The organism is Pseudomonas syringae group sp. 243L2 (assembly GCF_032587875.1).
Classification (GTDB): domain Bacteria; phylum Pseudomonadota; class Gammaproteobacteria; order Pseudomonadales; family Pseudomonadaceae; genus Aquipseudomonas; species Aquipseudomonas amygdali.
This window is the reverse complement of the sequence record NZ_JAWHPL010000010.1, coordinates 1-24,427: the sequence shown is the minus strand read 5'-3', so window position 1 is coordinate 24,427 and position 24,427 is coordinate 1. Positions and strand designations below refer to the sequence as shown.

Here is a 24,427-nt window from a genome sequence, read left to right as displayed (position 1 = left end):
ATGGCAGCAGGCACCGCTCGCCGAAGACCTCAAAACAGTTTGCTGAACACCCAGTACAGCGAACCCGAAAGCAGGATGGCAGCCGGCAGGGTCAACACCCAGGCGGTGGCCAAGTTGCGTAAGGTGCGCATTTGCAGGCCTGAACCGTTGGCGACCATCGACCCCGCTACCCCGGATGACAGCACGTGGGTGGTTGATACTGGCAGCCCGTACACGTCCGCCGCGCCGATGGTGAACATCGCCACGACTTCTGCCGACGCGCCTTGTGCGTAGGTCATGTGCGTCTTGCCTATGCGCTCACCTACCGTCACGACGATGCGTTTCCAGCCGACCATCGTGCCCAGCCCCAAGGCGATAGCGACCACAATCTTGACCCAGGTCGGAATAAAACGCGTCGCGCTGTCGATCTGCCCCTTGAACGCATCGAGCTTGGTCTGGGTATCGGCGTCGAAATTGCCTACCTTGTTCTTATCCATCACCCGAATGGTTTCCGAGGTCAGGTACATGTCGTTTCGAACGTTGGTCACCGCTTCCGCAGGCACCTTCGAGAGCGAGCCGTAACTGGCGACCTGATTGCCGATCTTGCCGGTCATGACCGCCAGCGCAGGGATCAGGTCGGGGCCTGCCTGTTTGCTGACCAGATAATCCGACAGGGTCTGGCGCGAGTCAGCCGGGGCAGGCAGGGGAGCACTGCGCATCAGTGCCTGCTGGGTGACCTCTGCCACCGCGCCGAACTGAGTGGCCTGATCGGCCGGCATGGTGCGGTTGAGCGCATAGGCCATCGGCAGGGTACCGACCAGAATCAGCATGATCAGCCCCATGCCTTTCTGCCCGTCGTTGGAGCCATGAGCGAATGAAACGCCAGTGCAGGTCACAATCAGCATGGCGCGAATCCACAGCGGTGGCGGTGCATTGCCTTCTGGTGCCTTGTACAGCGCGCGGTTCTTGATGAACATGCGCATGGCCAGCAACAGCAAGGCGGCACAGCCGAAACCCACTAGCGGCGACAGTAACAGTGAGTAGCCTATTTTGGTCGCCTGAGACCAGTCCACGCCACTGGTGCCGTCCCGTCCGTGCATCAAGGCGTTGGCGATGCCGACACCGATGATCGAGCCGATCAGCGTATGCGACGAGGACGCTGGCAAGCCCAGCCACCAGGTGCCCAGGTTCCAGATGATCGCCGCGATCAGCAGGGCGAAGATCATGGCGAAGCCTGCCGATGAGCCGGTTTGCAGAATCAGCTCCACCGGCAGCAGTGCGATGATGCCGAACGCTACTGCACCGCTGGAGAGCATCACGCCGAGAAAGTTGAAGAACCCCGACCAGACCACCGCGAAGCCGGGTGGCAGGGAGTGGGTATAGATCACGGTTGCGACTGCGTTGGCGGTGTCATGGAAACCGTTGACGAACTCAAACCCCAGTGCAATCAGCAACGCCACGCCCAGCAGCACGAACGGGGTCCAGGTGGTAACCACCGTGCCCATGTCATCGACATCCTGCTTGAGGCTGTAGCCAGTAAATAGCAGGCCGGCGATGAGTATCGCGAAGAAAATGACCATGGTCAGTCGACCCGGTTTGCGCCCGAAGTGAGTTGCCGACAGGCCCGCCCGGCCCGTCGCATCGGGAGAAAGTGCGTTTATAGCCATGTTCGCAATCCTGATTGAAAGAATATTGACATGGTCATTGCAAAATGTGACAGAGATGCGACATGCGAGTAATCAGTGGCCTTTTGCGCCAGATTTCTGACAACCGGCAGGCCGGGTCAATAATCGCCACGTTTGCGAAATGCCCAGCGTCCCGCGACCAGCGTAAACGTCGCGACCAGTGCCACCAGAATCCAGAAGCCTTCAGGGTCGGACGCCAGTGGTACACCCCCCACGTTCATGCCGAAAAAGCCCGCGACAATGTTGATCGGCAATGCCAGAACCGTTACCACGGTCAGGGTAAACAGGGTTCTGCTGCTCTGTTCATTGAGGTTGGCGGCAATCTCTTCCTGCAACAGTTTGATGCGCTCGCCCAGTGCCGTGAGGTCGTTGATCACCAGCGAGGACTCTTCAATGGACTGGCGCAGCGCCTGGACATCCTGCTCGCGCAGCCATTGCGGAGGCTTGTGCAACAGGCGCATCAAAGAGCCCGGTTCCAGCGCCAGCAGGCGTTGCAGTCGCACCAGCACACGGCGCATGGCACCGAGTTCGGAGCGATTGTTGCTCAGTCGCTGTGAAAGCAACTGGTCCTCAATGCGGTCGACGTTGACGCTGGTCTTGCGCAGAAACTGGGTCAGCACTTCGCCTTGGTCACTGAGCAGGTGAGCGAGCAGTTCCAGCGGTGAATCGAACTGTTCGCCGCGCTTGACCGCTGAGCGCAACTTGTCTACCGAGCGCAGTGGCTGCAGCCGGGCGGTAATCAGCAAGCGCTGGCGGGCGCAGACCCACAAGGTCGAGATGTCGGTCGAGAGCCTGTTGAAATCGAACACCACATCGTTGACTACCGCCAGCAACGTGGCGTCGACGTGCTCGATTCGGGTAGAGCGCGAGCCTTCGTGCAGGGCCTCGAAAAACTCTTCCGGAAGGTCCAGATGGGTTTTCATCCAGCGCTCGCAGGCTGCGTGCGACAGGTTCAGGTGCAGCCAGATGAAGTCGTTCTCTTCCGGAGGGTTTTGCAGGTAATCCAGCGCGGCGGCCGAGCCGATTTCCTGGCCACTTTCAGCGTGGCGAAAACGGAAGCCGTAGAGCAGACCGAAAAGGTCGGAGTCCTGATGGTGGTGAGCAATACTGTGGTTCATGGCTGTCCACGTGCGGCCTGGCCCGGGCAGGGAGGCGAAGGCCGCATGATGACAAGGCGTTATTTCATATTTGTGACAGCTTGTTGCCAGGTGTGTCATCTGTCACATGAAGAGACGGCCGCATTGGCGGCCGTTCAGTCAATCGACAGCTGCGACTGCATCGAAACCGGTCAGACCATTGCCAGCGGTACTTTGCGAGTCGGCGCTGGCCAGGCCAGGTCAATGTCGGCCAGGTCGCGCTCGGTGAGGCGAATCTGCTCGGCAGCGATGTTCAGACGAATATGCTCCGGGTTGGTCGCCTTGGGAATGGCGATCATGTTGTCCTGACGCAGCACCCACGCCAGGGAAATCTGCGCCGGTGTTGCGTCATGGCGTTTGGCGATTTCGTGCAGGGCAGGGTGGTAAAGCAGATCGCCGGCCTGGCCAATCGGGCAGTACGCCATCAATGGCAGGTGGCGATCAGCGCTCCACAGCATCAGGTCGAACTCGATGCCGCGTTGTTCCGGGTTGTACAGCACCTGATTGGTCGCGCAACGCGGGTTGTTCAGCTCGATCATGTCCGGGACATCAAAGTTGGAAACACCCCAGGCGCCGATTTTTCCGGCTTCTTGCAGGCGTTCGAAGGCTTCGACGGTTTCGGTCAGTGGGTACTGACCCGGCCAGTGCAGCAGATAAAGGTCGATGTAGTCGGTGTTCATCCGGCGCAGGCTTGCTTCGCATGCAGCCGGGATACCGCTACGGCTGGCATTGTGCGGGTAGACCTTGCTGACCACGAATACCTTGTCGCGTTGCCCGGCGATGGCTTGCCCGACGATCTCTTCGGCAGCGCCGTCGGCGTACATCTCGGCGGTGTCGATCAGGGTCAGGCCCTGTTCGATACCCAGGCAAAGGCCAGCAATTTCTGCCGAGCGCAGGTGCCCTTTTTCACCCATGTGCCAGGTGCCCTGACCCAGCACTGGTACAGTTCTGCCTGCCAATTCCAGTGTGCGCATGTGACCCCCTGCAATAAATAAGCAGCTAAATGAGCGATTGATTAAGCAGGTGTCAGGCAACAAGAGGCGCACTAGGTTCCGTGCACCCCATCGCAATGCAGATTTAAACCCGGAACTGCTTCAGCAGCCCGTTCAGTTCTTCGCTCAAGTCGCGCAGGTGCAGGCTGGCCGAAGTCGATTGTTCAGCGGCGAGTGCAGTGCTTTGGGACAGTTGCGCGGCCTGGGTCACGTTCTGGTTGATGTCGTCTACCACATGCGTCTGTTGCAGAGTAGCGCTGGCAATGGAGGTGTTCAGGCTATTGAGGTTGCGTAGCGCCTGACTGATGGACGTCAGGCTCTGGCCTGCCTGGTTGGCCTGCTCGATAGTCAGTTGCGAGGAACGGCTGCTGTCGCCGATTACCTTGACCGCCGCGTCGGAATGCTTTTGCAGGCGTTCGATCATGGCCTGGATTTCTGCAGTCGACTTCTGGGTGCGTTGGGCCAGCAGACGTACTTCGTCAGCCACTACGGCAAAGCCACGACCCTGTTCACCTGCGCGTGCCGCTTCGATGGCGGCGTTCAGTGCCAGCAGGTTGGTCTGCTCGGCAATCGAACTGATGACTTCCAGTACGCTGCCGATCTGCGTGCTCTCGCTGGCCAGACTCTGCATCACTTCAACGGCTTGGTCGATGGTGGCGGACAGGTGCCCGATCTGGCGCAGGCTGTTATCGATGTTGACCTGACCCTGCTGCGCCTGTGACTCGGCATCACGCATTTCGTTGGCGGCCTGCTCGGCGTTCTTGGCCACGTCTTGTACGCCATAGGTTACTTCGTTGATCGCGGTGGCAACCAGGTCCATTTGTTGGGACTGCTGCTCGCTGCGTTTCTGCGCCTGCCCGGCATTGCTGCCCAGATCCGTTGAGGCCTGGCCCAGCGCTACTGCCGAATTCTGCAACTGGCCGACGACATTGCGCAGCTTGGCGACAAAGGCGTTGAAGTGAACGCCCAGCTCGGTGATTTCATCCTTGCCGTGGGTTTCCAGCGTACGGGTCAGGTCACTTTCGCCACTGGCGATGCTGGCCATTGCACCGACCGCCGCTCTCAGCGGTCGCACGATACTGCGCACAATCATGACCAGTAGCAGGACCATGACCAGCACGATGCCCGCGATGAAGATGCCAGCGTTCCATAGCTGTGCCTTGAACTCTGCCGCTACGTCATCGACGTATACGCCCGACCCCAGAATCCAGCCCCAGGGCTGAAAAAGCTGCACGTAAGAAGTTTTTTTCACCGGCTCGCTGGCACCGGGCTTGGGCCAGCGGTAATTCACCATCCCGGCACCCTGGGCTTTGACCAGCGTGACCATTTCGTTGAACACCGCAAAGCCGTCCGGGTCCTTGATGGTCGATATGTCCTGGCCTTCAAGTTTGGGGTTGGTGGGGTGCATGATCATCACCGGGCGCAGGTCGTTGATCCAGAAGTAGTCGCTCTGGCTGTAACGCAGGCTCTTTATCTCTTTCAAGGCCTGCTGTTGCGCAGCCTCGCGTGTCATGCCGCCTGCAGCTTCAAGCCCCTGATAAAACGAGAGGATGCCGCTGGCAGTCTGCACCACATGCATGGTTTTCTCGGCCTTGGCCTGATACAGGTCGTTATGCAGCTGCCTGAGCAGCGTCGCCGACAGGACGAAGAGCATCAGCACTGAAACGACAAGAATCAGCCACAGACGGCGACTGATGGACAAACTGCGCATACTCATGATTGGCATCCCATGCATTATTTTTTTTCTTCTGATGACTCCGATCCGCGCAACGCGCGATTCAGAGCCTTTTAAGCATCTCGGCGCATCCTGACCAAACATGAGCGGCCGGTCACACTTTTTAACGGCGTACATCGCTATGGCGAAAGGCTTACAGCAACAGACGCGATTGGCTCTATCGACGGACCCTCAGTGAATGTAGGATCCAATTCAACAGCTGCAGCGAAGGAACGCCGCAGCGATCAGGGAAGATCGACCATTGCCAGGAGGCTACTGACAGGATGTTGGAATGGTCATGTTGCAAAACCACCCGCTTCGGCGGGTTTTTTGCGTCTGCAGCAAAGCGGGGTGGGGTTCAGCTGTCCGGCTCGCAACCCTTGAGCACCAGCCTGAGAATGGTCCGGGTCGCGGCCTCGTAATCAGCGTCCTCCAGTTTCGCCTTGCCGGTAACGGTTGCGATCTGCCAGTCGAAATCTGCGTAGGTCTGGGTCGCGGCCCAGATGGTGAACATCAGGTGATGGGGATCGAGCGGGGCGATCTGCCCGCTGTCGATCCAGGCTTGAATGCATTCGATATTGTGCCGCGCCTGCCCATTGAGCTGTTCGATCTGCTCTGACGTAAGGTGCGGGGCGCCGTGCATGATCTCGCTGGCGAACACTTTTGAGGCGAAGGGCAGGTCACGGGAAATCTGGATCTTCGAACGGATGTAGCTGCTCAGTACGTCGGCCGGTACACCTTGAGGATTGAACGGCGTCGATGCTTGCAGGATGGGCTCGATGATGCTTTCCAGCACCTCGCGATAGAGGTTTTCCTTGGATTTGAAGTAGTAATAGACGTTGGGCTTGGGGACACCGGCCTTGGCCGCGATATCGCTGGTCTTGCTGGCGGCGAAGCCCTTGTCGGCGAATTCTTCGCTGGCAGCGCGCAGGATGAGTTCTTTGTTGCGCTCGCGGATACTGCTCATGACCCGGTTATTCCCTTGCCTGCATGGCGGTCGCGCATGTTAGCACCGGGTTCGCGCAGCGCTCAATGTTGAAGGCCCGAAGCAGGATCGCAACGAGCCGGTTGCATCAGGCGCTCATCAACTCCTGGACTCGGGCAGCCAGAGCATCAATCGCAAACGGCTTGGTCAGTACCCGCATGCCTGGCCCGAGCTGCTCGTCACCAATGGCAGCGTTTTCTGCATAACCGGTGATGAACAGGGTTTTCAGATGCGGACGTACTTCGCGTCCCGCGTCGGCCATCTGTCGCCCGTTCATGCCACCGGGCAAGCCCACGTCGGTGATGAGCAGATCGATATGCACGTCCGAGCGCAGCAGTTTGAGGCCGGCCAGGCTGTCGGCCGCCTCGATCAGGGTATAACCCAGATCCCCGAGCGCGTCGGTGAGCAGCATGCGTACCGTCGGTTCGTCGTCCACGATCAGAATGGTCTCTCCAGACTGGGTAAACTCGAACGGCGCCTGGTGCACATCGCTCTCGTCTCTTGTCGCTGTACCGTCGTAACGTGGCAGATACAGGGATATCGAGGTTCCTTTGCCCACCTGCGACTGAATGCGCACCCGACCGCCGGACTGATTGGCGAACCCGTAAATCATCGACAGACCAAGACCGGTGCCCTGACCAATGGGCTTGGTGGTGAAGAAAGGGTCGAATGCCTTGGCGATGACATCGGGCGTCATGCCTGTGCCGGTATCGGTCACGCACAGCGACAGATAGTGACCCTCAGGCATATCGTGCATCCGCGCCACATCACCTTCTATCCATTGGTTGTCGGCCTCGATCGTGATGCGCCCGCCGTCCGGCATCGCGTCGCGGGCGTTGATACACAGATTCAGCAGCGCGTTCTCCAGCTGGCTTGCATCGACCAGCGTTGGCCATAGACCTATGGTGCCAATGGTTTCGACCACGATGCTGGGGCCTACCGTGCGCTGGATAAGGTCTGTCATGCCTTTCATCAGCCTGTTCACGTCGGTCGGCTGTGGGTCCAGTGTCTGGCGTCGGGAGAAGGCCAGAAGCCTGTGCGTCAAGGCCGCGGCGCGCTTGGCAGCGCCCTGTGCGGTGACGATGTATTTGTCTACATCGTTCCAGCGCCCCTGTGCAATACGGGTGTTCATCAATTCCAGAGCACCGGAAATGCCCGCCAGCAGGTTGTTGAAATCATGGGCGAGACCGCCAGTCAGTTGCCCCACAGCTTCCATTTTCTGCGACTGACGCAGCTTTTCTTCAGCCTGCATCAGTTCCGCGGTGCGTGCTGCCACGCGCTGTTCAAGCGTGTCGTTGAGCGAGCGCAGCGCTGCAGTGGCCCGGTCGCGCTCGGCCGCCACAGCACGTCGTTCATCGACGTTGATGAGCACGCCCGGGAAGCTCAGTGGAGTGCCGTCATCGGCACGGTCGACGCGGCCGTTCGCCTCGATCCAGTAGTAGAGGCCGTCGGCACGGCGGACCCGATACTGGTGGGCATAAACACGCCCACTGGTGATGACCGCGTTGATCGCATCGATCAAGCCTTGTTTGTCTTCGGGATGAACAGTGGCAATGACCTGTTCCAGACTCAAACCATCGAAGCCCAGAGCGGGGTCAAGACCAAACGCCTTGGCGAAGGCTTCGTCGACGGTAAAGCGGTCGGCCGTCAAGTCCCAATGCCAGGTACCGATAATCGCACCCGCGGCGAGGGCGAGCTGAACGCGGTCGACGTTCGCGCGTGCGACGGCTTCGCTGGTGCGCAATCGCTCCTCGGCGTTGCGTCTTTCCGTCACGTCACTGAAGATGACTGCAATCTGTCGATCAGCCGGTTCACCGACACGCACCGCTCTGACTTCAAACCAGCGCTCGAACGCCTTGGCGTAATTCTCGAAATTGGCAGGTTCGCCGGTTTTGGCGACATGGCCATAAGCTTCAAACCAGAAACGCTCCAGGTCTGGAGCAAACTCGGTCACCCACTTGCCACGCAAATCGACACCGGCCTGACGTTCAAAGGCAGGATTGACCTCGATGAACCGGTAGTCTACCGGGCTGTCGTCTGCATCGAACTTGACCTGAATGATGGCGAACGCTGCTTCGATGGTCTCCAGCATGGCTCTGGAGCGCTCTTCGCTCTGGCGCAGCGCGTTTTCTGCCTGTTGCATCTGTGACATGTCGAGCATCGCGCCGATCATGCGTACGGCTTTGCCCTCGTTGTTGCGTATCACATGACCACGGTCCAGAACATTGGCATAAGTACCATCGAATCGGCGAAAACGGTATTCATCGGTCCAGGCAGTGCCGCTGCCGTCAATCAATGCATGGATAGAGTGGTAAATGCGTGTCTGGTCATCGGGATGGATCTGGGCTATCCACCAGTTACCGGAGGTGTCCAGTGTCGCCAGGGGGTGGCCGTATGCCTGTTCCAGTGCGTCATTCCAGAGCACGTGGTTGGCGGTAAAATCCCAATCCCATATTGCGTCATTGGTAGCCTTGGCGGCCAACCGGTAACGTTCCTGGGCTTCTTCGGTTGCGCGTGCCACCAGATGCTCCCGGGTGCGGTCGCGCAGGATCTTGACGAAGCCAAGGTGAGTATTTTCCTCGTCATACAGCGGCATCATTTCGCCAGACGCCCAGAACAGCTGACCATCCTTGCGCAGGTGCGAGCGTTCGTCCGACGCTCGGCCGACGCTCAGAGCGAGTTGCATTTCATGTTCGATCCGGCCGCAGGCGCGGTCCTCCGGCGTGAAGAAACACTCCGCATCCTGCCCGACCATTTGTGCAGCGGACCAGCCTAACACCTGTTCTGCACCCGGATTCCAGTCGGTAATGATGCCGTCTGGATCCGTGAGGATCATGGCAAAGTCCAACGCGCTGTCAAAAGCCGCACGCTTGCGCGCCTCCCGGCTGGGCAGTGCTGCTGCGCCGTTTTCCGGCCCGGCGTCGATACCGGCTTCTTCAAGTGCTGCGCGCAGGTGCACGACCTGTGCTTCCAGCTCTTCTCTTGTCAGGTATTTCAGAGCGCCTCCGGCTCACACGTTAATTGTCTGCATGGTCGGGCAGCTGCCCGTGGCTGCTTTTCGCACTGCAATCTCACTGTCGAGGTCGACGCTTGCCAGTGCCCCTCAGCGTCCGGGTGTCAGGTGCCGTACTTTGGATATGTCTCTCTATGGCTATCGACATACAGTCGGGCTTCGGTATGCATCGGCATGCGTGCGGGTTTCTTTAAAGGGCGTCAATATCGGTGCTCAGGCCTTTTTTCCGGGTTTCTTCCGGTCGCATGCTACGATTTATCCTTTCGTTGTGCGAACAGTGCCCTTCGTATGTCCGTGAATTCAAACAGTTCTGATACACCCGCCACAGTCAAGCAGCCTGCGGTGAAGCGACGTCTTCCCAAAGGGGAGGTGCGCAAGGCAGAGATCATTCAGGCAGCCATGACCATCTTCGCCCGGGATGGCTATGCGGGGGCCTCGTTGTCTAACATTGCCAAGGTTGCAGGTCTCTCTCAGGTCGGATTGCTGCATCATTTCCCGACCAAACTGGTGTTGTTGCAAGCTGTTCTTGAACATAGGGATCAGTACGTTGCTGCCAGGTTGCAGGACGCCGGGCAAGTCGCTTCGCTGGAGGGGTTCATGGCCTTTCTGAAGCAGGTCATGAGTTTCAGCATCGAAGACGCCTCCGTCAGCCAGGCGCTGATGATCATCAACACTGAAAGTCTGTCGGTCACGCACCCTGCACACCGCTGGTTCAGTGAGCGTTTCCAGATTGTGCACAGTCATCTTCAGACGCATCTGAATGTGCTGGCTCAGGCAGGTGAAATTCGCCAGGACGTTGATGTCAGGCAAATCAGCCTTGAGATAGTTGCGATGATGGATGGCATGCAGATTCAGTGGCTTCGATCGCCAGCAGACGTGCAGATAGACAGCGCATTTGCCAGGTTTCTCGAACGACTGGCGCAGGAACTGGCAGGGCGCTGATCAACGATCAATCGCATGAGAGTAATCGGTGGTCGCATCGACCACCGATTACCGCTACTCAGAATGGCTGTTGCTTAGTAAGCCTGCTCTGCCTTGACTTGTACTGCCTTGCGCAGGGGGACTGGAAGGGGGTTTGAATCTCGTGTGGTCAGTTGCTCCGGATAAAGCGCTACTACCGTGCGGTCGAGTGCCAGGTTTTCCGAGTCCTTGCCCACCAGGACCTTGAACTTGCCAGGGTCGACGTTCCAGCTCACCGAATCGGGTGAGTAATAAGCGAAAGAACGCGAGTCCAGTGCAATCGTGACGGTTTTGCTTTCGCCTGGCTTCAGGTAAACCTTGGTAAAGCCCTTCAACTCTTTCTCCGGGCGATCAACCTGAGGCCTGGATGGCTGCACATAAAGCTGAGCAACTTCAAAACCTGCCTTGTCGCCAGTATTGGTGACCTTGAAAGAGGCCTGAATGGTCGCGCCCGGAGCCAATACGTTGCTCGACAGTTTCAGATCACTGTACTCGTACGTGGTATAGGAAAGCCCGAAACCGAATGGATAGAGCGGTTTGGTGTGCTTCTTGTCGTAACCGCGATAGCCCAGGTACAGGCCTTCGCTGTAGGTCATTTCAACTGGAGGGTTGGCGCTGCTGAAATAGTACGGCACCGGGTTCGAGTAGGAAGCATAGCTGGGGTTGTCCTGCGCCTTCTTGTCCAGGGTGATCGGAAGCTTGCCCGACGGGTTGACCTTGCCATACAGAATTTCGGCCAGTGCCTGACCACCCTGTTGCCCCGGATACCATGCGTGCAGAGACGCAGCTACCTTGTCAGCCCAGGGCTGCATATCCATACCACCGCCACCGTGCAGTACGACGATGGTTTTGGGGTTGGCTTTCTGAATGAAGCTGATCAACTCGGACTGGAATTGCGGCAGTTCGAACGGCCGATCAAGCGACTCACCCTCGTATTCGAAGTTATTGCCGGCGGCTACCACGACAGCGTCGTAATCCCCCAGGTTCTTCGGTGGACGCAACGCTGCCCAGCTCATCTGCACACCGTTCATGCCACCCAGCACCGGAGTGAAGTTGCCTTTAAGCCGGCGATATTCCAGGCGCACGTTGTACTCGGTACCGGCCTTGAGACTGGCCGTTTTGACAGTGCGCGGCACCACTGGAATCAGGTCGAACGAGACTTGCGAGCCCTCATCCTCAAGCACCAGCTCGTCATTGATCCAGAGTTTATAGGCACCGTCCGCCCGTACCTTGAACACCTGAGGGCCGCTGATCGTCGGTTTGATCTTGCCGGTGAAGCGCGCCGAGAACGAGCCTGCTGACGGGGTATAGCCGTTGACTGTGCTGGTGCCGTTATCGGTCTGGTTGGTGTTGGTAATCCAGTCCAGATTGATGCCGGGTTCGACGCGGGTTGCAACCGGGTCGCCGGACAGCGAGGTATTGGCGTAATACTCGGCTTTTACACCGGTATTGCTGATGGCCTGTTGGTCTTTAGCGGGCTGATACCAGACCGACGACTTCGGGTTCAGGCTCATCTGTGAAAGGTATTCCACGTTGGATGTATTCGACGCCAGTTGCTTGAGGCCGCTCAGTTCAGTGACATAGCTTGCGGGTGCCGAATAAGCCGTACCGAACGGCGCGGTCGGGGGCTGCATGGCCAGATCACCAATGACCGCTATCTTTGCGTTTCTGGACAGTGGCAGCAGAGGCTTGTTTCCGTCTACCGGCTGGTTGCGCAGCAGAACTATCGACTCTCTGGCCACGTTCAATGCGGCCAGTTGCCCGTACTCACGATGCTCCAGTGGCTGCGCCTTGTTGATCCCTTTGTCAAAGCCGTAGCTGACCAGTGCTCTCAGGTTTCTGCGCACCTTGTCGTCGATCACGTTCTGATGCAGTTGACCATTCCAGACATAAGGCAGCAGTTTGGCTTCAGTAAACTGGAGTCCGCTGGGCATGTCGATATCGGTACCCGCCCACGCACCCTTGAAGGCGTCCTGAACCGAGTTGAAATCGCTCATGACGTTACCTTGAAAGCCCCATTGGCCTTTCAGGATGTCGGTGATGAGGTGATGGTTTTCACACGCGTATTCGCCGTTGATCTTGTTGTAGCCGCACATGATCGAGGCGATATTGGCGTTCTTGACCAGTGACTCGAAGCCAGGCAGATACAGTTCTTGCATCGCTCGCTCGTCAATCTTCACATCCAGATAATGACGGTTCGCTTCCTGCTCGTTCATCAGGTAATGCTTGGCGGCCGCCTGGACGCCCTGAACCTGAATGCCGTTGGTCACGGCAGGCGCCAATACGGCACCGAGAAACGGGTCTTCGCCGCTCATGTACTCAGCCGCTCGCCCGTTGAAAGGCGTACGGTAGAGGTTGATGGCTGGCGAGAGCATTTGCTGCCCGCCCGCTATCCGGGTTTCGTAGCCGATAGCCAGACCGAATTCCTTGGCCCGATTGATGCTCCAGGTGGCTGCGAGTGCTGACGGGGAAGGGTACTGCGCACCGAACGTCTTGCCGCCGACCAGCACGCCCATCGCCGAATCATAGGCGACCGTACCCTGCAGGTTGAACTTGTCCAGCTTCGGAATCATCCGGCCGTCGTCAACGCGCGAGAAATTGATTTTTTCCGATTGCGTCATGTTGTCCAGCATTGCGCCTACGCGCGCTTCGACTTCATTGCCTGTCATCGGCGTCACAGCGAACACGCTGCCTGCCTGGGCGATACCGAGCGCCAACAGGCTCAGGCCCAGGCCTTGTTTGATCATGGACACGGAGTTATTCCTTACGTCATTCATAGGTTGATCGGTTGCAGTCAGTGGGTCACTCAGTGGTCTTCATTGCCGGCAGGGGCGTCAGCAGTGTCGATCGGCGCATCCACCACCGTTTGCGCGCCATTGGGCGTTTTCTGTACGGCAGCGTCGGCACCGGTGATCTGCTCACGCTGAGCGTCGACCTCTGCGCGGCGCTCGCTCGACGTGGATGGCAGCGGGTTCTGCCTGTCAGCGGCAGACACCGGCAGGGCGGCGAGGGACATCAGTAAAGTGGCAACAACAGGCAGCAGGGGGCTGGCCATCGGGAGAGTCTCCAAATAGAAATATGAAACAGGCAGACAGGCAAGTCGGCAGCTCGGGGCGGCCGACAGGTTCTTCAAAACGTGCGTGACAAGCAGAAAATTGCTGAACGGTAAAATACACGAATGCAATTTTATATATTTGATGGTATGTAAATTCACGTATCAACTATACGGATTTAACTTTGATTTAATCCCATAAAATTCATATTTAAGGCAATAAATTAGTGTTTTTTACTATTTTATAGAAATTAATATTCTTTTTTAAAAGCAGAGTGATCACTCTGTTTTTGGCATTGGCTACGGTTTTCCATGTGGCCGCATGCTGATGAGGACAAGTATCGCTGCCGCCTGAATACTGGCAGCAAGTGCCAGCGCTATCAGGTCGCTGTCAGGCCCGTTGAATAAAGTCCGGACACCACCGAAGAGTGCTGGCGCAAAGGCGTAGCAGCCTTGAGCGATGGCGACGATCAACGTCACCACGCGCGCAACCTGATGCCTGGGAAATTCCGCTTGGGCAATTAGCGGAGGCAGTGATGTCGCATTGCCGATACCCACACCGAAAAGAATCATGCCGGCCCATAACAGGGCAGAGCTTGTGCCTATAAACATCAGCACCACACAGCCCAGGCACTGGCAGGCGTAACTCAGGCAGGCGATGTGGCGTCGACAGGTGCCTGGCGCTAACAGCCTGCTGGACAGAGACCTGCCGAAGATAGCGCTGCAGGTAGCGACACCCATGGCCATACCTGCGGTCTGCTGTGTGACGTGATCAATCAGCAGCAGGAATAATTGGCTGATCAGGCCAATCTGTGCGAACAGCCCGAGCGACATGGCTGCCGCCAGCGTGAGGAATGGTCGGTTACTCCGTAACGTTATGGGCGCAGTGTCCTGGAATGGAGGCAGCTCAGTGGTTATCTGGAGAATGTCGTCGGGGTGCTGACCCAGATGTTCAGGCCTGAAGCGGAACACACCGAAAGCGAGGAGCGCGATCACACCTGTTGAAAGCACACCCACCACGACCGCAGCAAGGCTGAACCCGAACCGGTCAATCAGGTACACCCAGCCCGATGAAAAGACTACACCGCCGATGCTCGCGCCGTTATAGGCCATCGCCAATGCGCCAGGACGCTTGCTGACAAACCATGGCGAGATGGTAGCGTTGACCGCTGCCGCGCCCATGGTTACCCAACCGAATCCGCTCAGCGCCGCGGCGATGAACAATTGCCAGGGCTGATTGGCGATCGACCAGCCGTACACACCGACAGCAAGGGTTGCCGCCCCTGAAACCGTAATCCACGGGAGGCCATACCTTTTGTACAACGCAGGCAGGTTGACCACGACCAACGTACCTGCCAGAAAATGCACCGTGACCGCAGCCGAGCACAGCGCGGTCGACCAGCCGGTTCTCTGAATCACGGCATACATGAATATCGGCGGACCGTAAAAGCCGATGCCCCAGCCAAACACAGCCATCAGAAATGTAGCAGCGACGACTTTTCTGCCAAAAAAACTCGATTGATGCATGGGTGAATCCCTTCAAGTGGTTTGGCAGCAGTATGATGACCGCCTACGAGAACACTTCAGGGATGGCTGAACTATGGATGTTGAAGCAGCAGACCTCTCGCTGGCGGCAGTGGCGGGTGCCATTGCTGACCCAGCACGATCCCGAATGCTTTGCGCGCTACTGGACGGGCGCGCACGAACCGCGACCGAGCTGGCGGCGCTGGCCGATATAGGCGCATCGAGTGCCAGCGGCCATTTCGCGCGTTTGCGTGAGCAGGGGCTGGTGGAAATGCTCGTACAGGGCCGGCATCGTTACTATCGACTGGCCAATGCGCAGGTGGCGCAAGCGCTGGAAGCCTTGCTGTTACTGACTCAACACAGCGCCGTGCCCTTCAAACCCAACACGCCTTCGGCCTTGCGACAGGCTCGAACCTGTTACGACCACTGCGCCGGTGAAGTCGCCGTCAAGTTACACGATGCCTTACTGAAGGCCGGCTGGTTAAATGAGCAGGGCAAGGACTATGTGATCAGTGAGCGGGGTGTCGAATCACTGAATGCGCTGGGCATCGACGTAGACGCAGTACGTCAGCAACGCAGACGTCTGGCCTACGCCTGCCTGGACTGGAGCGAACGCGCCCCGCACATTGGTGGCGCTCTGGGGGCGGCGCTGCTGGAGCTGATGCTCACGCGCGGCTGGGTAAGCCGCCATCTGGACTCCAGAGCACTGAAGCTGACGGCCAAAGGGGTGGGCGGTATGGCGAAGGTGTTTGGGGTGTGAGACGTAACCACGCTGCTACCGAGCATGCCTGATAGCAGCGTGGCTCAGGCTCAAAAGCTGTACTTGGCCGTCAACGCATAGCTGCGTGGGTTGCCGTAGACGTCGGTAGAGCCCCATACCGAGCTTGCGCCAATCGCCGTGTAGTAGGTGCGGTCAAAGATGTTGTTGGCGTTCAGTTGCAAGTCGAGGTTCTTGCTCACTTGATACCCCGCCATCAGATCAGCAACGGCGTAGCTGCCTTGTTCCAGGCGATAGCTTCCATCGGTGAGCGCGATGTCGTTGTACATGCGGCTCTGCCAGTAGACGTTGCCGCCGACGCGCATCTTTTCCAGTGCGCCTTGCAGGCGGTAGACGGTCGATACCTTGAACAGGTGCTCAGGTGTGTCGGTGTTGAATTGCTGGTTCTTGTTCGCCGGATCGGTGTCCTTGAGGTAGTGGGTGCGGGCATAGGTGTAGCCTGCGCCGACTTGCCAGTTCTCGGTCAGCGCGCCTTGCAGTTCCATCTCGATGCCCTGACTGCGTACCAGACCGGCTGCGTCGTAACAGGTCAGGACCGCGCAGCCCGCCTGGGTCGGTGACTCGGTCTTGAGGTTTTTCTGGTCGATCCGGAACACTGCCAGGCTGGCATTGAGGGCGCCGTTGAAATATTCGCCCTTGATGCCGACTTCATAGTTTTCGCCCACGACGGGGTCTAGCACCTTGCCAGACAAGCTTTGCGCGCTCTGTGGCTGGAAGACATCGGTGTAGCTGGTGTACAGGGAATGGTGTTCATCCAGCTTGTAGATCAGCCCAGCGTAGCGGGTCAGATTGCGGGTGACCTTGTAGTCTTCATCGCCAGAGCGATCGTCGTAGTCGTACCAGTCCAGACGGCCGCCGAGGATCAGGGTCAGCGGGTCGGCCAGGCTCAGACGTGTAGTGAGGTAAATCGCGTCCTGAGTGGCGATGCTATGCGTCTTGCCATCGCGGACGAAGTCCGGCTTCGGCGCGCCAATCGGCAGTCCTGTGTCGTAGGGGCTGTATTCCTTGCTGGTCTTGTCGTACACGCGCCTGCTGGTGCCGACCACCACTTCATGGGTGCGCCCAAACGCTTCGACCGGTCCGCTGGCGTAGACATCGAACGCAGTCTGCTGCTCCTCAGGCTTGGACTGATAGGCCGTCGTTTCCAGCGGGCCGTTGTAGCGCGACAGGTAAGTACCTGAAAACAGACCGTCCAGCGACGAGCTCGAGCCTGCTACGCGTAGTTTCCAGTCGTTGTCGAAACGGTGCTCCAGCTCACCGAACACGGTGTCTATGCGGATTTTCTTGTTTTCCCAATCCGAGCCGGAATAGGTCGAGCGCGGCAGGTTCAGGTGATGGCCGTCAGTGTCGAGGGGCAGACCGCCCCAGAAGTAATTGGTCTGATCTTCCTGACGAGACAAGCCCAGAGTGGCGGTCGTGGCATCGTTCAGATCGGCCTCGACCACCCCGTAGAAAACGCCGTGATCGCTTTTTTCCTTGTCGCGGAAACTGTTGGCATCCTGGTAGGAACCGACTATTCGGCCGCGTACCGTGCGGCTATCGTTCAGTGGTCCGGAGGCATCGAATACGCCGCGGTAGTCGTCCCAGCTCCCGACCGTGCCGGTGAGGGTGACTTGTGGAACGGCGGTAGGACGTTTGCGCATCATATTGATCGCCGCTGAAGGGTTACCAGACCCTGTCGCCAGGCCTGTAGCGCCTCTGATCACCTCGACATGATCGAACATGGCCAGGTTGGGGTGAACGCCTGCCGTGTAGCCCGAGTAGGAGGCGGGCAGGCCGTCGTACATGATGTTGTCGATGTCGAAACCGCGAGAGGTGTAGGTTTGCCGGCCCGGTCCGCTGGATTGGTCCAAAAACAGACCCGGGGTGTATTTCACCACGTCGTTGATGCTGGTCATGGCCTGGTCGTCCATGCGCTGACGAGTGACGACGGTCACAGCCTGCGGGGTTTCGCGGATGGTCAGCGGCAATTTGGTCGCTGTCTGCATCGGGCCCGTGGTGTAGGACTGACTGTCTTCGGTAGTAGAGCCAAGTTGGTCGCTGCTGATTTGCGTCGCGCCCAGCTCCATTGTCGTCGCCGATGACGCTTCTGTGGCTTGCGTTTCAGCGCCGTAGGCAGCGTGAGAAGTTGCGATCCAGATGCCCATTGTCAGCAGGGCAGGGGTAAAAAGAAAACGGCTTTGCGATTGCTGGCCCGGCATGAACCCGACACTCCCTGAAGCCGTCCATGGCTGGATGATAATAATGTTGATAACTGTTCGCATTATTGTGGCAGGTTGTTTCTGTCAGAAAAAGACACTGCGAACAAATAGTTAACAAAATTTTCACATTTCCACTGCGAGCACAGGTGCCTCTGTGCCGTACATCAGATGAGCTTTTGGCAGCGCTATCGGTCTTGAAGAGAGGGATCAGGCAGGCATTTTTCCAGCTGTGGAATTGCCCATTCGACGAATGCCTTGACCCGTGGCGAGAGCTGCAAGGCGTGCGGATAAACCAGTTGAATCGGCAGATCTGCCGTTTCGAAGTCGTTGAGTACCCTGATCAGGCGACCGTCAGCCAGTTCGTCTGCAACCTGATAATGCATCAGCCGGGTCACGCCCAGACCCTGCACGCAGGCCAGGCTGGCGGCGCGGACCTGATTACAGACCAGTCTGGGGATAATGTCCTGTATCAACTCTTTGCCCTGATGCCGGAAGTACCACTGCCGGCCGTGCGAAGCCAGCGTAATGCACGCGTGCTCAGGCAGGGATTTCGGGGTGTCCAGCAGCGGGGCGGTGCGCAGGTAGCCCGGGCTTGCGCAGCTCACCAGCCGGGTCGCCCCGATCCTGCGCGCGACCATCGCCGAGTCCGGGAGATGGCCGATGCGCAACGCCAGATCAAGGCGCTCGTCAAGCAGAGGCACGATCTGGTCATTGAGGTTCAGCTCGACGTTGATGTTCTGATGCTCGCAGAGAAAGGCGTTTACCAACGGGGCGATATAACGCTGCCCGAACTCGACAGGTGCCGTCACCCGAAGAAGGCCGCGTACGATTCCGTCGCGGCCATCAAGGCGCTGTTCCATATCATCGAAGTCCGCGAGCATGCGCCGGGCCCAGCGCAAATACTCCTCGCCCTCATCGGTCAGAGCCATGCGTCGCGTGCTGCGGTTCAACAGGCGTACGCCCAGATGACTTTCCAGAGCGGCCAGCGAGCGGACCAGCGACGCAACCGATTGCCCGGTGACATCCGCCGCCGAACTCAGACTGCCGCTGTCGACGATCCGCACGAAATTGGCCATTGCCTTGAGCCTGTCCATTGCCACCTTCTGATTTGTGCGATTAGTGCATAGGTCTTGTCAGGTCCGCAGCATAGGTGAAAACGCTGTCGTGGCCGACACTTGCGAAACTGCTTCCAACCGGAGTTTCAACCTAATGAGTCTGCAACCCAACCCCGCCCGGATTCTCGCATACGACCACATCGGTATTCGCGTCAGCGACCAAAACCGCGCACTGGCCTTCTATCAGGCCCTTGGTTTTGTCGAGAGTGCGCGTTTTCCACGTTACGAAGCCAACGAGATGCTCAGCCCGGACGGCGTGCGCATCAACCTGATCTTCAATGGCGTTCGCGTGCCCCGTGCTCACAACGTGTTGCTGGATGCCCCGCTGAAACTACCCGGCATGACGCACCCGGCGTTTATCGTCGATGACTTGCAGGCGCTAGAGCGCTGGCTCGACGCGCAGGGGATTGTCGTCACTGAAGGGCCGCACCCCATCGGCCCGCGACGAATTGCACTGTTCATCCGCGACCCCGATGGCAACGTTCTGGAATTCAATCAACTCGTCGATGGAGACACACAATGAAACTGTACGATCTGCAAGCCTCCGGCAACTGCTACAAAGTCCGCCTGTTCGCTGCCCTGGCCCATATCGAGCTTGAAGTGGTCGCGGTGGACTTTCTGAACGGCGAGCATAAAAAGCCACCACTGTCTGACCTCAATCCTCTGGGCGAATTACCTGTTCTACAAGATGGTCCGGTCGTCCTGCGCGACTCGCAGGCCATTCTGATTTACCTCGCTGGCGAATATGGCGGCCTGGCGTGGTGGCCCGCTCACCCTCAAGGCCAGGCCGAAATCGCCCAATGGCTGTCGTTCGCCGGCAACGAGATCCAGCACAGCCTTTGCGCGGCGCGACTGGTGCAGAAATTCGGCGCTGCGCTGAACAAGGCCGAGGCCCTGCAGAAATCGTCTGTTGTGTTGGGGCTACTCGACAAACACCTTGAACAGCATGACTGGCTGGCAATGGGGCGGCCTACGATTGCCGAGTGTGCGGTTTATCCGTATGTGGTGCTGGCACCGGAAGGCGGTGTGGAGCTGGGGGCGTATCCGAGTGTTTTGCGGTGGATTGAACGGGTGGAGGGGCTGGCGGGGTATTTGATGAGGCCATGACAGGCGGGGCGCGGCACGAATTCCAGGCTATTGGGCAGCTTCGACTATCCTGATCGCTGGGTTTAACATCCTCCTGAAGGTTGTATGCAGTATGAGTTTTCGGCGGTACTGAGCGATCTGAACGATTACTTTTTCTCGGTGACTTACTGCTGCTTAAGGCTTCAAGGAGGATCATCAACTTCCCGACGATCTAGTCGGGGAGTTCATAGCCCTGTGTTCACGCTAGCTGGCTCGACTCCCGATTTTCTCAAACCCCATAGCCGAATAGGGCACAGGCGCGATGGTCAGATTTTGCGTGTAGAGCATGGTTGTACCCACCTCTTTAAAGTCACGAAATTCAATATCGTTTTACTGTGCCTTCGTTGTATGGCCTGATCACAAATAAAATCCTTAGACCACTCGCACGTTCATGGCATGGCTGGCCACACCTTGGCAGCCGCACGCCAGTCGGTGGCCGTGCAGAACCACCGGAATACCGTTCAGCTTTCGTGTGGGGTGGCCTTCGATAAAGGCAAATTCACCGGCATGAAGCGGGCAGGTGGCTTTGTCACCCAGCACGGCTGGAGGCTTGCCGTTGAGGGTGTGGGTGCCTGCCAATTGGCAGGACACCACTCGGCCACCACTGCTGGTGGCGTCGCCCAGACAGACGGGATAACTCACTCTGCAGGTGCCCCGCCGGTTGGCGAGCCAAAGGTGAACGGGTCTGCGCCGCGGTTCTGGCTGTTCTTCGCCTTGCGGGCTTCATCGGGCGGGCGGACCATTTGTACGGTCAGGCTGCCATCGGTGCCGGCGTAGATCACAGCGCTGACGCCGCCATCCTTGTAACTGGCGATGGTTGCCAGATTGATCTCGACCAGCGCACCACTGACCCCGGTATTGCCCAGACGGCGGCCAATGTCGTAGCCCTCTTCGACATTGCCCAGCTCAAGACCGTGTCCGTCCTTGTTCAGGTCGTGGAGGGCGTTGTTCAGAGCGATTTCCGCTTCCGGGTTGTTGGTGCTGTCGTAGAACACCCGTACAGGTTTCTGACCGTCGGGCAAGGTATCCAACGCCTGCACCCATGCGGCTTGCAAGGCTTTGGCTTGCAAAGCAGGTTTCAAGCGCTTGCCGTTTTCATCCTGCATGGGCGCCTTGATCGGGCGATGCAGATAGCCGAGCACTGGAGCAGCGTCGAACTCCTTGACCTGATGCTGACCCCAGCGAATCGGCAGCCACGGGGAAGGCTCGAAGTTGCCAGGGCCGCGATTGCTGATGGTTTTCCAGAGGGTAGGGAGCTGGGCTTGCCAGTAGGCGGTGGACATGGTGCCTGGAGCGTAGGGGCTTTCAATCCCCTTGGCGCTCTCCGCGCTTTCGTACCAGTCTGAAAATGCTTTATCACGGCTCCAATAAAAAGCCCAAAGTTTGCCCAGATCGGTATTTTTGTTTTGATTGTCTTCTTTTTCGCTTATCGCATAAGGACGAATATACCGGTCTACACGATCCGAACGGGTGACAAGTAGGCCTGTCATGCTTTCGAACACGGTCGGTACGACCTGAGCATTTTTGGGCAGGCCGGGGGTACCACGTTTACGATAAATATTTCGTGTGACGTCGCCGTCCTGACTTGCGATCAATGCTTGTGGGACCTGCGGATTATCGTTGAAGAACTTGAAAAGTCGCTCAATCATGGCTTGAGCATTGCTCGTGCTCTCATCGTCCTGCCATAGGAATAGCGTGACGCCGAGAGTAGCAGCATTGCGACCGGCGTTGATCAGGTTTGCGGCTCTGTAGGGTTTTTCATATGGATTAGGTGGGCCAAGCGCGAAGACTGGAATCGGCCAATAGGCTACGGATTCAGACGCTGAATGTTTGAAAGCGACTTGTAATTTTATATCTGCGCTGATCTCTCTAGCGTCGAGTGAGGGGTCATAATCCTTGGGATCCCGTGAAAAGATAGAGACAAAATTATTGTTTTTCTTTTTTACGAAATCCCAGATTTCAGACTGATGATCTTCATAGATGCCAATTCCGGCACCTCTTATCTCCAGTGAATAGGTTCGCTGTCGAGCAGCCTCCTGTTCTGCATTCTGAGTGATCACTTCGGATTTATAAGCGGCCAGTTCAGCTTTTTCATGAGCGACCGCGTTGCCCCACCAATGCCCGCTGTACGCCAATAGTGCAGCAGCCAAAATCCCTGTAATACTCCAGCGTACCACTGAATGTATATCACGAAGTTCCACGTCGGTTTCCTGTGCTTTCAAATAAACAATGATGACAAAGCCGAGCCACAGCACCAGCGTTAGTCCGATCGTCCAGAGGTAGGGTCTTAGTGACGGGCGAAGTGAAGATTTTTGTTTGGTGTCCGTCACTGCTTTGCCCCTTTATTCAATACATTCTTGACCAAGGCCGGTGGGGACAGAGGGACCACTCCATAGGGTGGAAATATACCTTTTTGATAGTACTGATGACTGGCCTTTACCAATGCTTGGGCACGTGGACTGAGACGGCCCCACGCTGGGGATTCGGTTGTATTGAGAAATTTTTTTGCATCCATTCGCCAGTCCCCAATAGCCACCAGCAATTCACACATTGCTGGGTCGTCCAGGCTTTTGCATTGGCCAATCGCTATGTCCATTGCAGTGACCCAACGGTGATTCTCCGGACTCCGTAGCAAACCGGAGTGATAGGAGTTGTCTCCCCATGTACTGTTGTCGTGTTCCATACGTTTACGGACTTCGGACGGTGTTTCTTCTCGCTGAAAGCTTCGACGATTGTTGGAGATGCGTACCGATCTGGTATGTTCTTCGGGGTCATTGGACAGGCTGTTATAACGTGCCAGAGCTTGCTCCTTATCAATCTTGTACGGGTCATACTCACCAGGCATCTGTATCCAGAGAAACGTGGCCGCATCTTTGCCGAGTGCAACGCTTTTCCCGACATCGTCAGGCCTATCTCGGCCAGCGGTCGTGGGTGTCCCTTTGATTGCTTCGCCGCCAAACATCTGCGGTTCGTGAGGGGGATTCAATGCCTCTGCATTGATCAGGCGTTCTTGCCCTTCTGATACGGGTGCCTGAGAGACAAGCCCGACAAAGAAAGAACCGCCTGGGTAACGGCTCTCGCCCTCCGCACGCAGAAACTCGGGCTGAGGTGTCTTGCCTACCAAAACCGGCTCTCCGTCGCGATGGCGTTTTGTCCACATCCGCTGATAAAAGCGTCTTGCCTGCAGGATCATCATAGCCATTCGCCCATCCGGCAAAGCGTCAGGTACGCCATATGTGCCGATGCCCTGCACATCGTCCAGCGCCACGGTGGTGTCATCAGGACAGAAGTAGAGATACACTTTGCCGCGATTATCTCGTTCGGGGAAGACGGTCAAGTTACCTAGCTTATTCTTTCGGGTACCTTGAGCGGGCGACCATTTAGGCCCACTTCTGCCTGCATAGGTAGCGGGGTTTCTCAGGTCTGACAATGGCGGCTGTGTGTGAGGGTTTTTTGTAACCGCGCTGACGATATTGATCAGCGTTGAGAGGGTGTCATGGTCTTTGGGTGTTACGTCTGGCAGCACACTGTAGGGTGAGTCAACCATGATCACAGTGTCCGCGCAACGCTGGCCTTCATCGACTAACAACGCTTGCGCCAATAACGTTATAAGCGTGCCTTGGCTATGGCCCATGATGGTGATGGTTTCATCGGGCGATAGGCGGCGAATCTCGCGGACCAGCATCGCCAAACGATGCGCTGCCAGCACAAAGTAGTGCCTTGAAGGCGCTTTTCCAAAGTATAAAGAGTTATCCGCACTCAAGAATTCTACTGAATGAGTTTTGAAGTTTGGCTCGAAGCCTTCTCCATACATTTCTTGTAAATTGTTTGTCGCGTTGGCGAAAAAACCACCGCCCTTGGCAAAATGACGATCCAGACGGTTGCCGTTGATGTCTTGAAACTGATTGCGCATTCTGAGCGGGTCGCCCGCATCATCGCGTTTTATATCCTCAGGTGCTGCTCGATAGCCCCAGTAAAAAGGGATGAGAAGGCTGTGGGTTTTAGGGTCAGTGGTGTCGCGCCGATAAAGATAAGTGTCAGAATCATCGATTATTACCTTCTGGTCACTGCTCCGTTTTTCAGGCGCTGTTTTTTCAGCTGCCTTGTACTTGGCCCCATACCGCCCAGCCACCAGATCCGGCCGATCCAGCCGCTCATTCACCCCCTG

General features: G+C 57.5%; 18 protein-coding genes. 4 read left to right on the top strand and 14 right to left on the bottom strand.

Annotated elements, in window-relative coordinates:
* Positions 1-29: 29 nt before the first annotated feature.
* The 6 genes from RYB66_RS04025 to RYB66_RS04000 all read right to left on the bottom strand — a co-directional run bounded on the left by RYB66_RS04025 (position 30) and on the right by RYB66_RS04000 (position 9,450).
* The gene (locus RYB66_RS04025) at positions 30-1,646 is read right to left on the bottom strand and encodes an inorganic phosphate transporter (RefSeq protein WP_005744270.1); all 1,617 of its coding nucleotides are present in this window, start codon (positions 1,644-1,646) and stop codon (positions 30-32) included.
* A 116-nt stretch (positions 1,647-1,762) separates the two neighbouring features.
* The gene (locus RYB66_RS04020) at positions 1,763-2,782 is read right to left on the bottom strand and encodes a transporter (RefSeq protein WP_002552763.1); all 1,020 of its coding nucleotides are present in this window, start codon (positions 2,780-2,782) and stop codon (positions 1,763-1,765) included.
* Between the two features lie 170 nt (positions 2,783-2,952).
* Entirely contained in the window at positions 2,953-3,774 is an 822-nt protein-coding gene (locus RYB66_RS04015) for an aldo/keto reductase (protein ID WP_004660705.1), read from the bottom strand.
* Positions 3,775-3,877: 103 nt separating this feature from the next.
* Positions 3,878-5,509 (bottom strand): methyl-accepting chemotaxis protein, encoded by a 1,632-nt coding sequence (locus RYB66_RS04010; protein WP_316893876.1) that lies wholly within the window; start codon positions 5,507-5,509, stop codon positions 3,878-3,880.
* Positions 5,510-5,864: 355 nt separating this feature from the next.
* Complete coding sequence (locus RYB66_RS04005) at positions 5,865-6,473, bottom strand: TetR/AcrR family transcriptional regulator (RefSeq protein ID WP_005744274.1); 609 nt, start codon at positions 6,471-6,473, stop codon at positions 5,865-5,867.
* Positions 6,474-6,579: 106 nt separating this feature from the next.
* Positions 6,580-9,450: a PAS domain-containing protein gene (locus RYB66_RS04000; RefSeq protein WP_316893874.1), complete on the bottom strand. Its 2,871-nt coding sequence runs from the start codon at positions 9,448-9,450 to the stop codon at positions 6,580-6,582.
* A 342-nt stretch (positions 9,451-9,792) separates the two neighbouring features.
* Between RYB66_RS04000 and RYB66_RS03995 the strand changes: the two genes are divergently transcribed.
* On the top strand, positions 9,793-10,446 hold the full coding sequence (locus RYB66_RS03995) for a TetR/AcrR family transcriptional regulator (protein WP_039847339.1): 654 nt from the start codon (positions 9,793-9,795) through the stop codon (positions 10,444-10,446).
* A 74-nt stretch (positions 10,447-10,520) separates the two neighbouring features.
* Here the strand turns inward: RYB66_RS03995 and RYB66_RS03990 are convergent, their stop codons facing one another.
* The 3 genes from RYB66_RS03990 to RYB66_RS03980 form a co-directional block, all read right to left on the bottom strand.
* Positions 10,521-13,211, bottom strand: coding sequence for a beta-glucosidase (locus RYB66_RS03990; RefSeq protein ID WP_316886895.1), 2,691 nt, complete (start codon positions 13,209-13,211; stop codon positions 10,521-10,523).
* A 59-nt stretch (positions 13,212-13,270) separates the two neighbouring features.
* Positions 13,271-13,519, bottom strand: a complete 249-nt coding sequence (locus RYB66_RS03985) for a hypothetical protein (RefSeq protein WP_002552767.1) — start codon at positions 13,517-13,519, stop codon at positions 13,271-13,273.
* Positions 13,520-13,816: 297 nt separating this feature from the next.
* Positions 13,817-15,043, bottom strand: coding sequence for an MFS transporter (locus RYB66_RS03980; protein ID WP_316886884.1), 1,227 nt, complete (start codon positions 15,041-15,043; stop codon positions 13,817-13,819).
* 73 nt (positions 15,044-15,116) lie between these two features.
* Here RYB66_RS03980 and RYB66_RS03975 point away from each other — a divergent pair, with 73 nt between their 5' ends.
* The gene (locus tag RYB66_RS03975) at positions 15,117-15,800 is read left to right on the top strand and encodes an ArsR/SmtB family transcription factor (protein ID WP_117139958.1); all 684 of its coding nucleotides are present in this window, start codon (positions 15,117-15,119) and stop codon (positions 15,798-15,800) included.
* Between the two features lie 50 nt (positions 15,801-15,850).
* On the opposite strand, the gene RYB66_RS03970 is transcribed toward RYB66_RS03975, so the two are convergent.
* Together RYB66_RS03970 and RYB66_RS03965 are read right to left on the bottom strand one after the other, a co-directional pair.
* A complete protein-coding gene (locus RYB66_RS03970) occupies positions 15,851-18,019 on the bottom strand; it encodes a TonB-dependent siderophore receptor (RefSeq protein ID WP_316893872.1) in 2,169 nt (722 codons plus the stop codon).
* A gap of 185 nt (positions 18,020-18,204) precedes the next feature.
* Positions 18,205-19,113, bottom strand: a complete 909-nt coding sequence (locus RYB66_RS03965) for a LysR family transcriptional regulator (RefSeq protein ID WP_005744282.1) — start codon at positions 19,111-19,113, stop codon at positions 18,205-18,207.
* 115 nt (positions 19,114-19,228) lie between these two features.
* On the opposite strand from RYB66_RS03965, the gene RYB66_RS03960 reads away from it, so the two are divergent.
* Both RYB66_RS03960 and RYB66_RS03955 read left to right on the top strand, forming a co-directional pair.
* Positions 19,229-19,657 carry a VOC family protein gene (locus RYB66_RS03960; RefSeq protein ID WP_005731427.1) on the top strand — a complete coding sequence of 143 codons (429 nt, stop codon included), beginning with the start codon at positions 19,229-19,231 and terminating at the stop codon, positions 19,655-19,657.
* Positions 19,654-20,241, top strand: a complete 588-nt coding sequence (locus tag RYB66_RS03955) for a glutathione S-transferase (RefSeq protein WP_005782283.1) — start codon at positions 19,654-19,656, stop codon at positions 20,239-20,241. Before RYB66_RS03960 ends, RYB66_RS03955 begins: the two co-directional genes overlap by 4 nt.
* A gap of 390 nt (positions 20,242-20,631) precedes the next feature.
* Here the strand turns inward: RYB66_RS03955 and RYB66_RS03950 are convergent, their stop codons facing one another.
* From RYB66_RS03950 to RYB66_RS03940, 3 genes are all read right to left on the bottom strand, one after another.
* Positions 20,632-20,901, bottom strand: a complete 270-nt coding sequence (locus RYB66_RS03950) for a PAAR domain-containing protein (protein WP_003424462.1) — start codon at positions 20,899-20,901, stop codon at positions 20,632-20,634.
* The gene (locus tag RYB66_RS03945; RefSeq protein WP_183134516.1) at positions 20,898-22,589 is read right to left on the bottom strand and encodes a DUF2875 family protein; all 1,692 of its coding nucleotides are present in this window, start codon (positions 22,587-22,589) and stop codon (positions 20,898-20,900) included. Before RYB66_RS03945 ends, RYB66_RS03950 begins: the two co-directional genes overlap by 4 nt.
* A partial coding sequence (locus tag RYB66_RS03940) for a DUF3274 domain-containing protein (RefSeq protein WP_316893869.1) occupies positions 22,586-24,427 on the bottom strand: 1,842 nt, incomplete at its 5' end. The genes RYB66_RS03940 and RYB66_RS03945, both read right to left, overlap by 4 nt.

What these genes read in the sequence shown, in the direction of transcription:
- RYB66_RS04025 (WP_005744270.1), bottom strand. Translation starts at nt 1,646, where the DNA reads ATGGCTATAAACGCACTTTCTCCCGATGCGACGGGCCGGGCGGGCCTG.
- RYB66_RS04020 (WP_002552763.1), bottom strand. Translation starts at nt 2,782, where the DNA reads ATGAACCACAGTATTGCTCACCACCATCAGGACTCCGACCTTTTCGGT.
- RYB66_RS04015 (WP_004660705.1), bottom strand. Translation starts at nt 3,774, where the DNA reads ATGCGCACACTGGAATTGGCAGGCAGAACTGTACCAGTGCTGGGTCAG.
- RYB66_RS04010 (WP_316893876.1), bottom strand. Translation starts at nt 5,509, where the DNA reads ATGAGTATGCGCAGTTTGTCCATCAGTCGCCGTCTGTGGCTGATTCTT.
- RYB66_RS04005 (WP_005744274.1), bottom strand. Translation starts at nt 6,473, where the DNA reads ATGAGCAGTATCCGCGAGCGCAACAAAGAACTCATCCTGCGCGCTGCC.
- RYB66_RS03995 (WP_039847339.1), top strand. Translation starts at nt 9,793, where the DNA reads ATGTCCGTGAATTCAAACAGTTCTGATACACCCGCCACAGTCAAGCAG.
- RYB66_RS03990 (WP_316886895.1), bottom strand. Translation starts at nt 13,211, where the DNA reads ATGATCAAACAAGGCCTGGGCCTGAGCCTGTTGGCGCTCGGTATCGCC.
- RYB66_RS03985 (WP_002552767.1), bottom strand. Translation starts at nt 13,519, where the DNA reads ATGGCCAGCCCCCTGCTGCCTGTTGTTGCCACTTTACTGATGTCCCTC.
- RYB66_RS03980 (WP_316886884.1), bottom strand. Translation starts at nt 15,043, where the DNA reads ATGCATCAATCGAGTTTTTTTGGCAGAAAAGTCGTCGCTGCTACATTT.
- RYB66_RS03975 (WP_117139958.1), top strand. Translation starts at nt 15,117, where the DNA reads ATGGATGTTGAAGCAGCAGACCTCTCGCTGGCGGCAGTGGCGGGTGCC.
- RYB66_RS03970 (WP_316893872.1), bottom strand. Translation starts at nt 18,019, where the DNA reads ATGCCGGGCCAGCAATCGCAAAGCCGTTTTCTTTTTACCCCTGCCCTG.
- RYB66_RS03965 (WP_005744282.1), bottom strand. Translation starts at nt 19,113, where the DNA reads ATGGACAGGCTCAAGGCAATGGCCAATTTCGTGCGGATCGTCGACAGC.
- RYB66_RS03960 (WP_005731427.1), top strand. Translation starts at nt 19,229, where the DNA reads ATGAGTCTGCAACCCAACCCCGCCCGGATTCTCGCATACGACCACATC.
- RYB66_RS03955 (WP_005782283.1), top strand. Translation starts at nt 19,654, where the DNA reads ATGAAACTGTACGATCTGCAAGCCTCCGGCAACTGCTACAAAGTCCGC.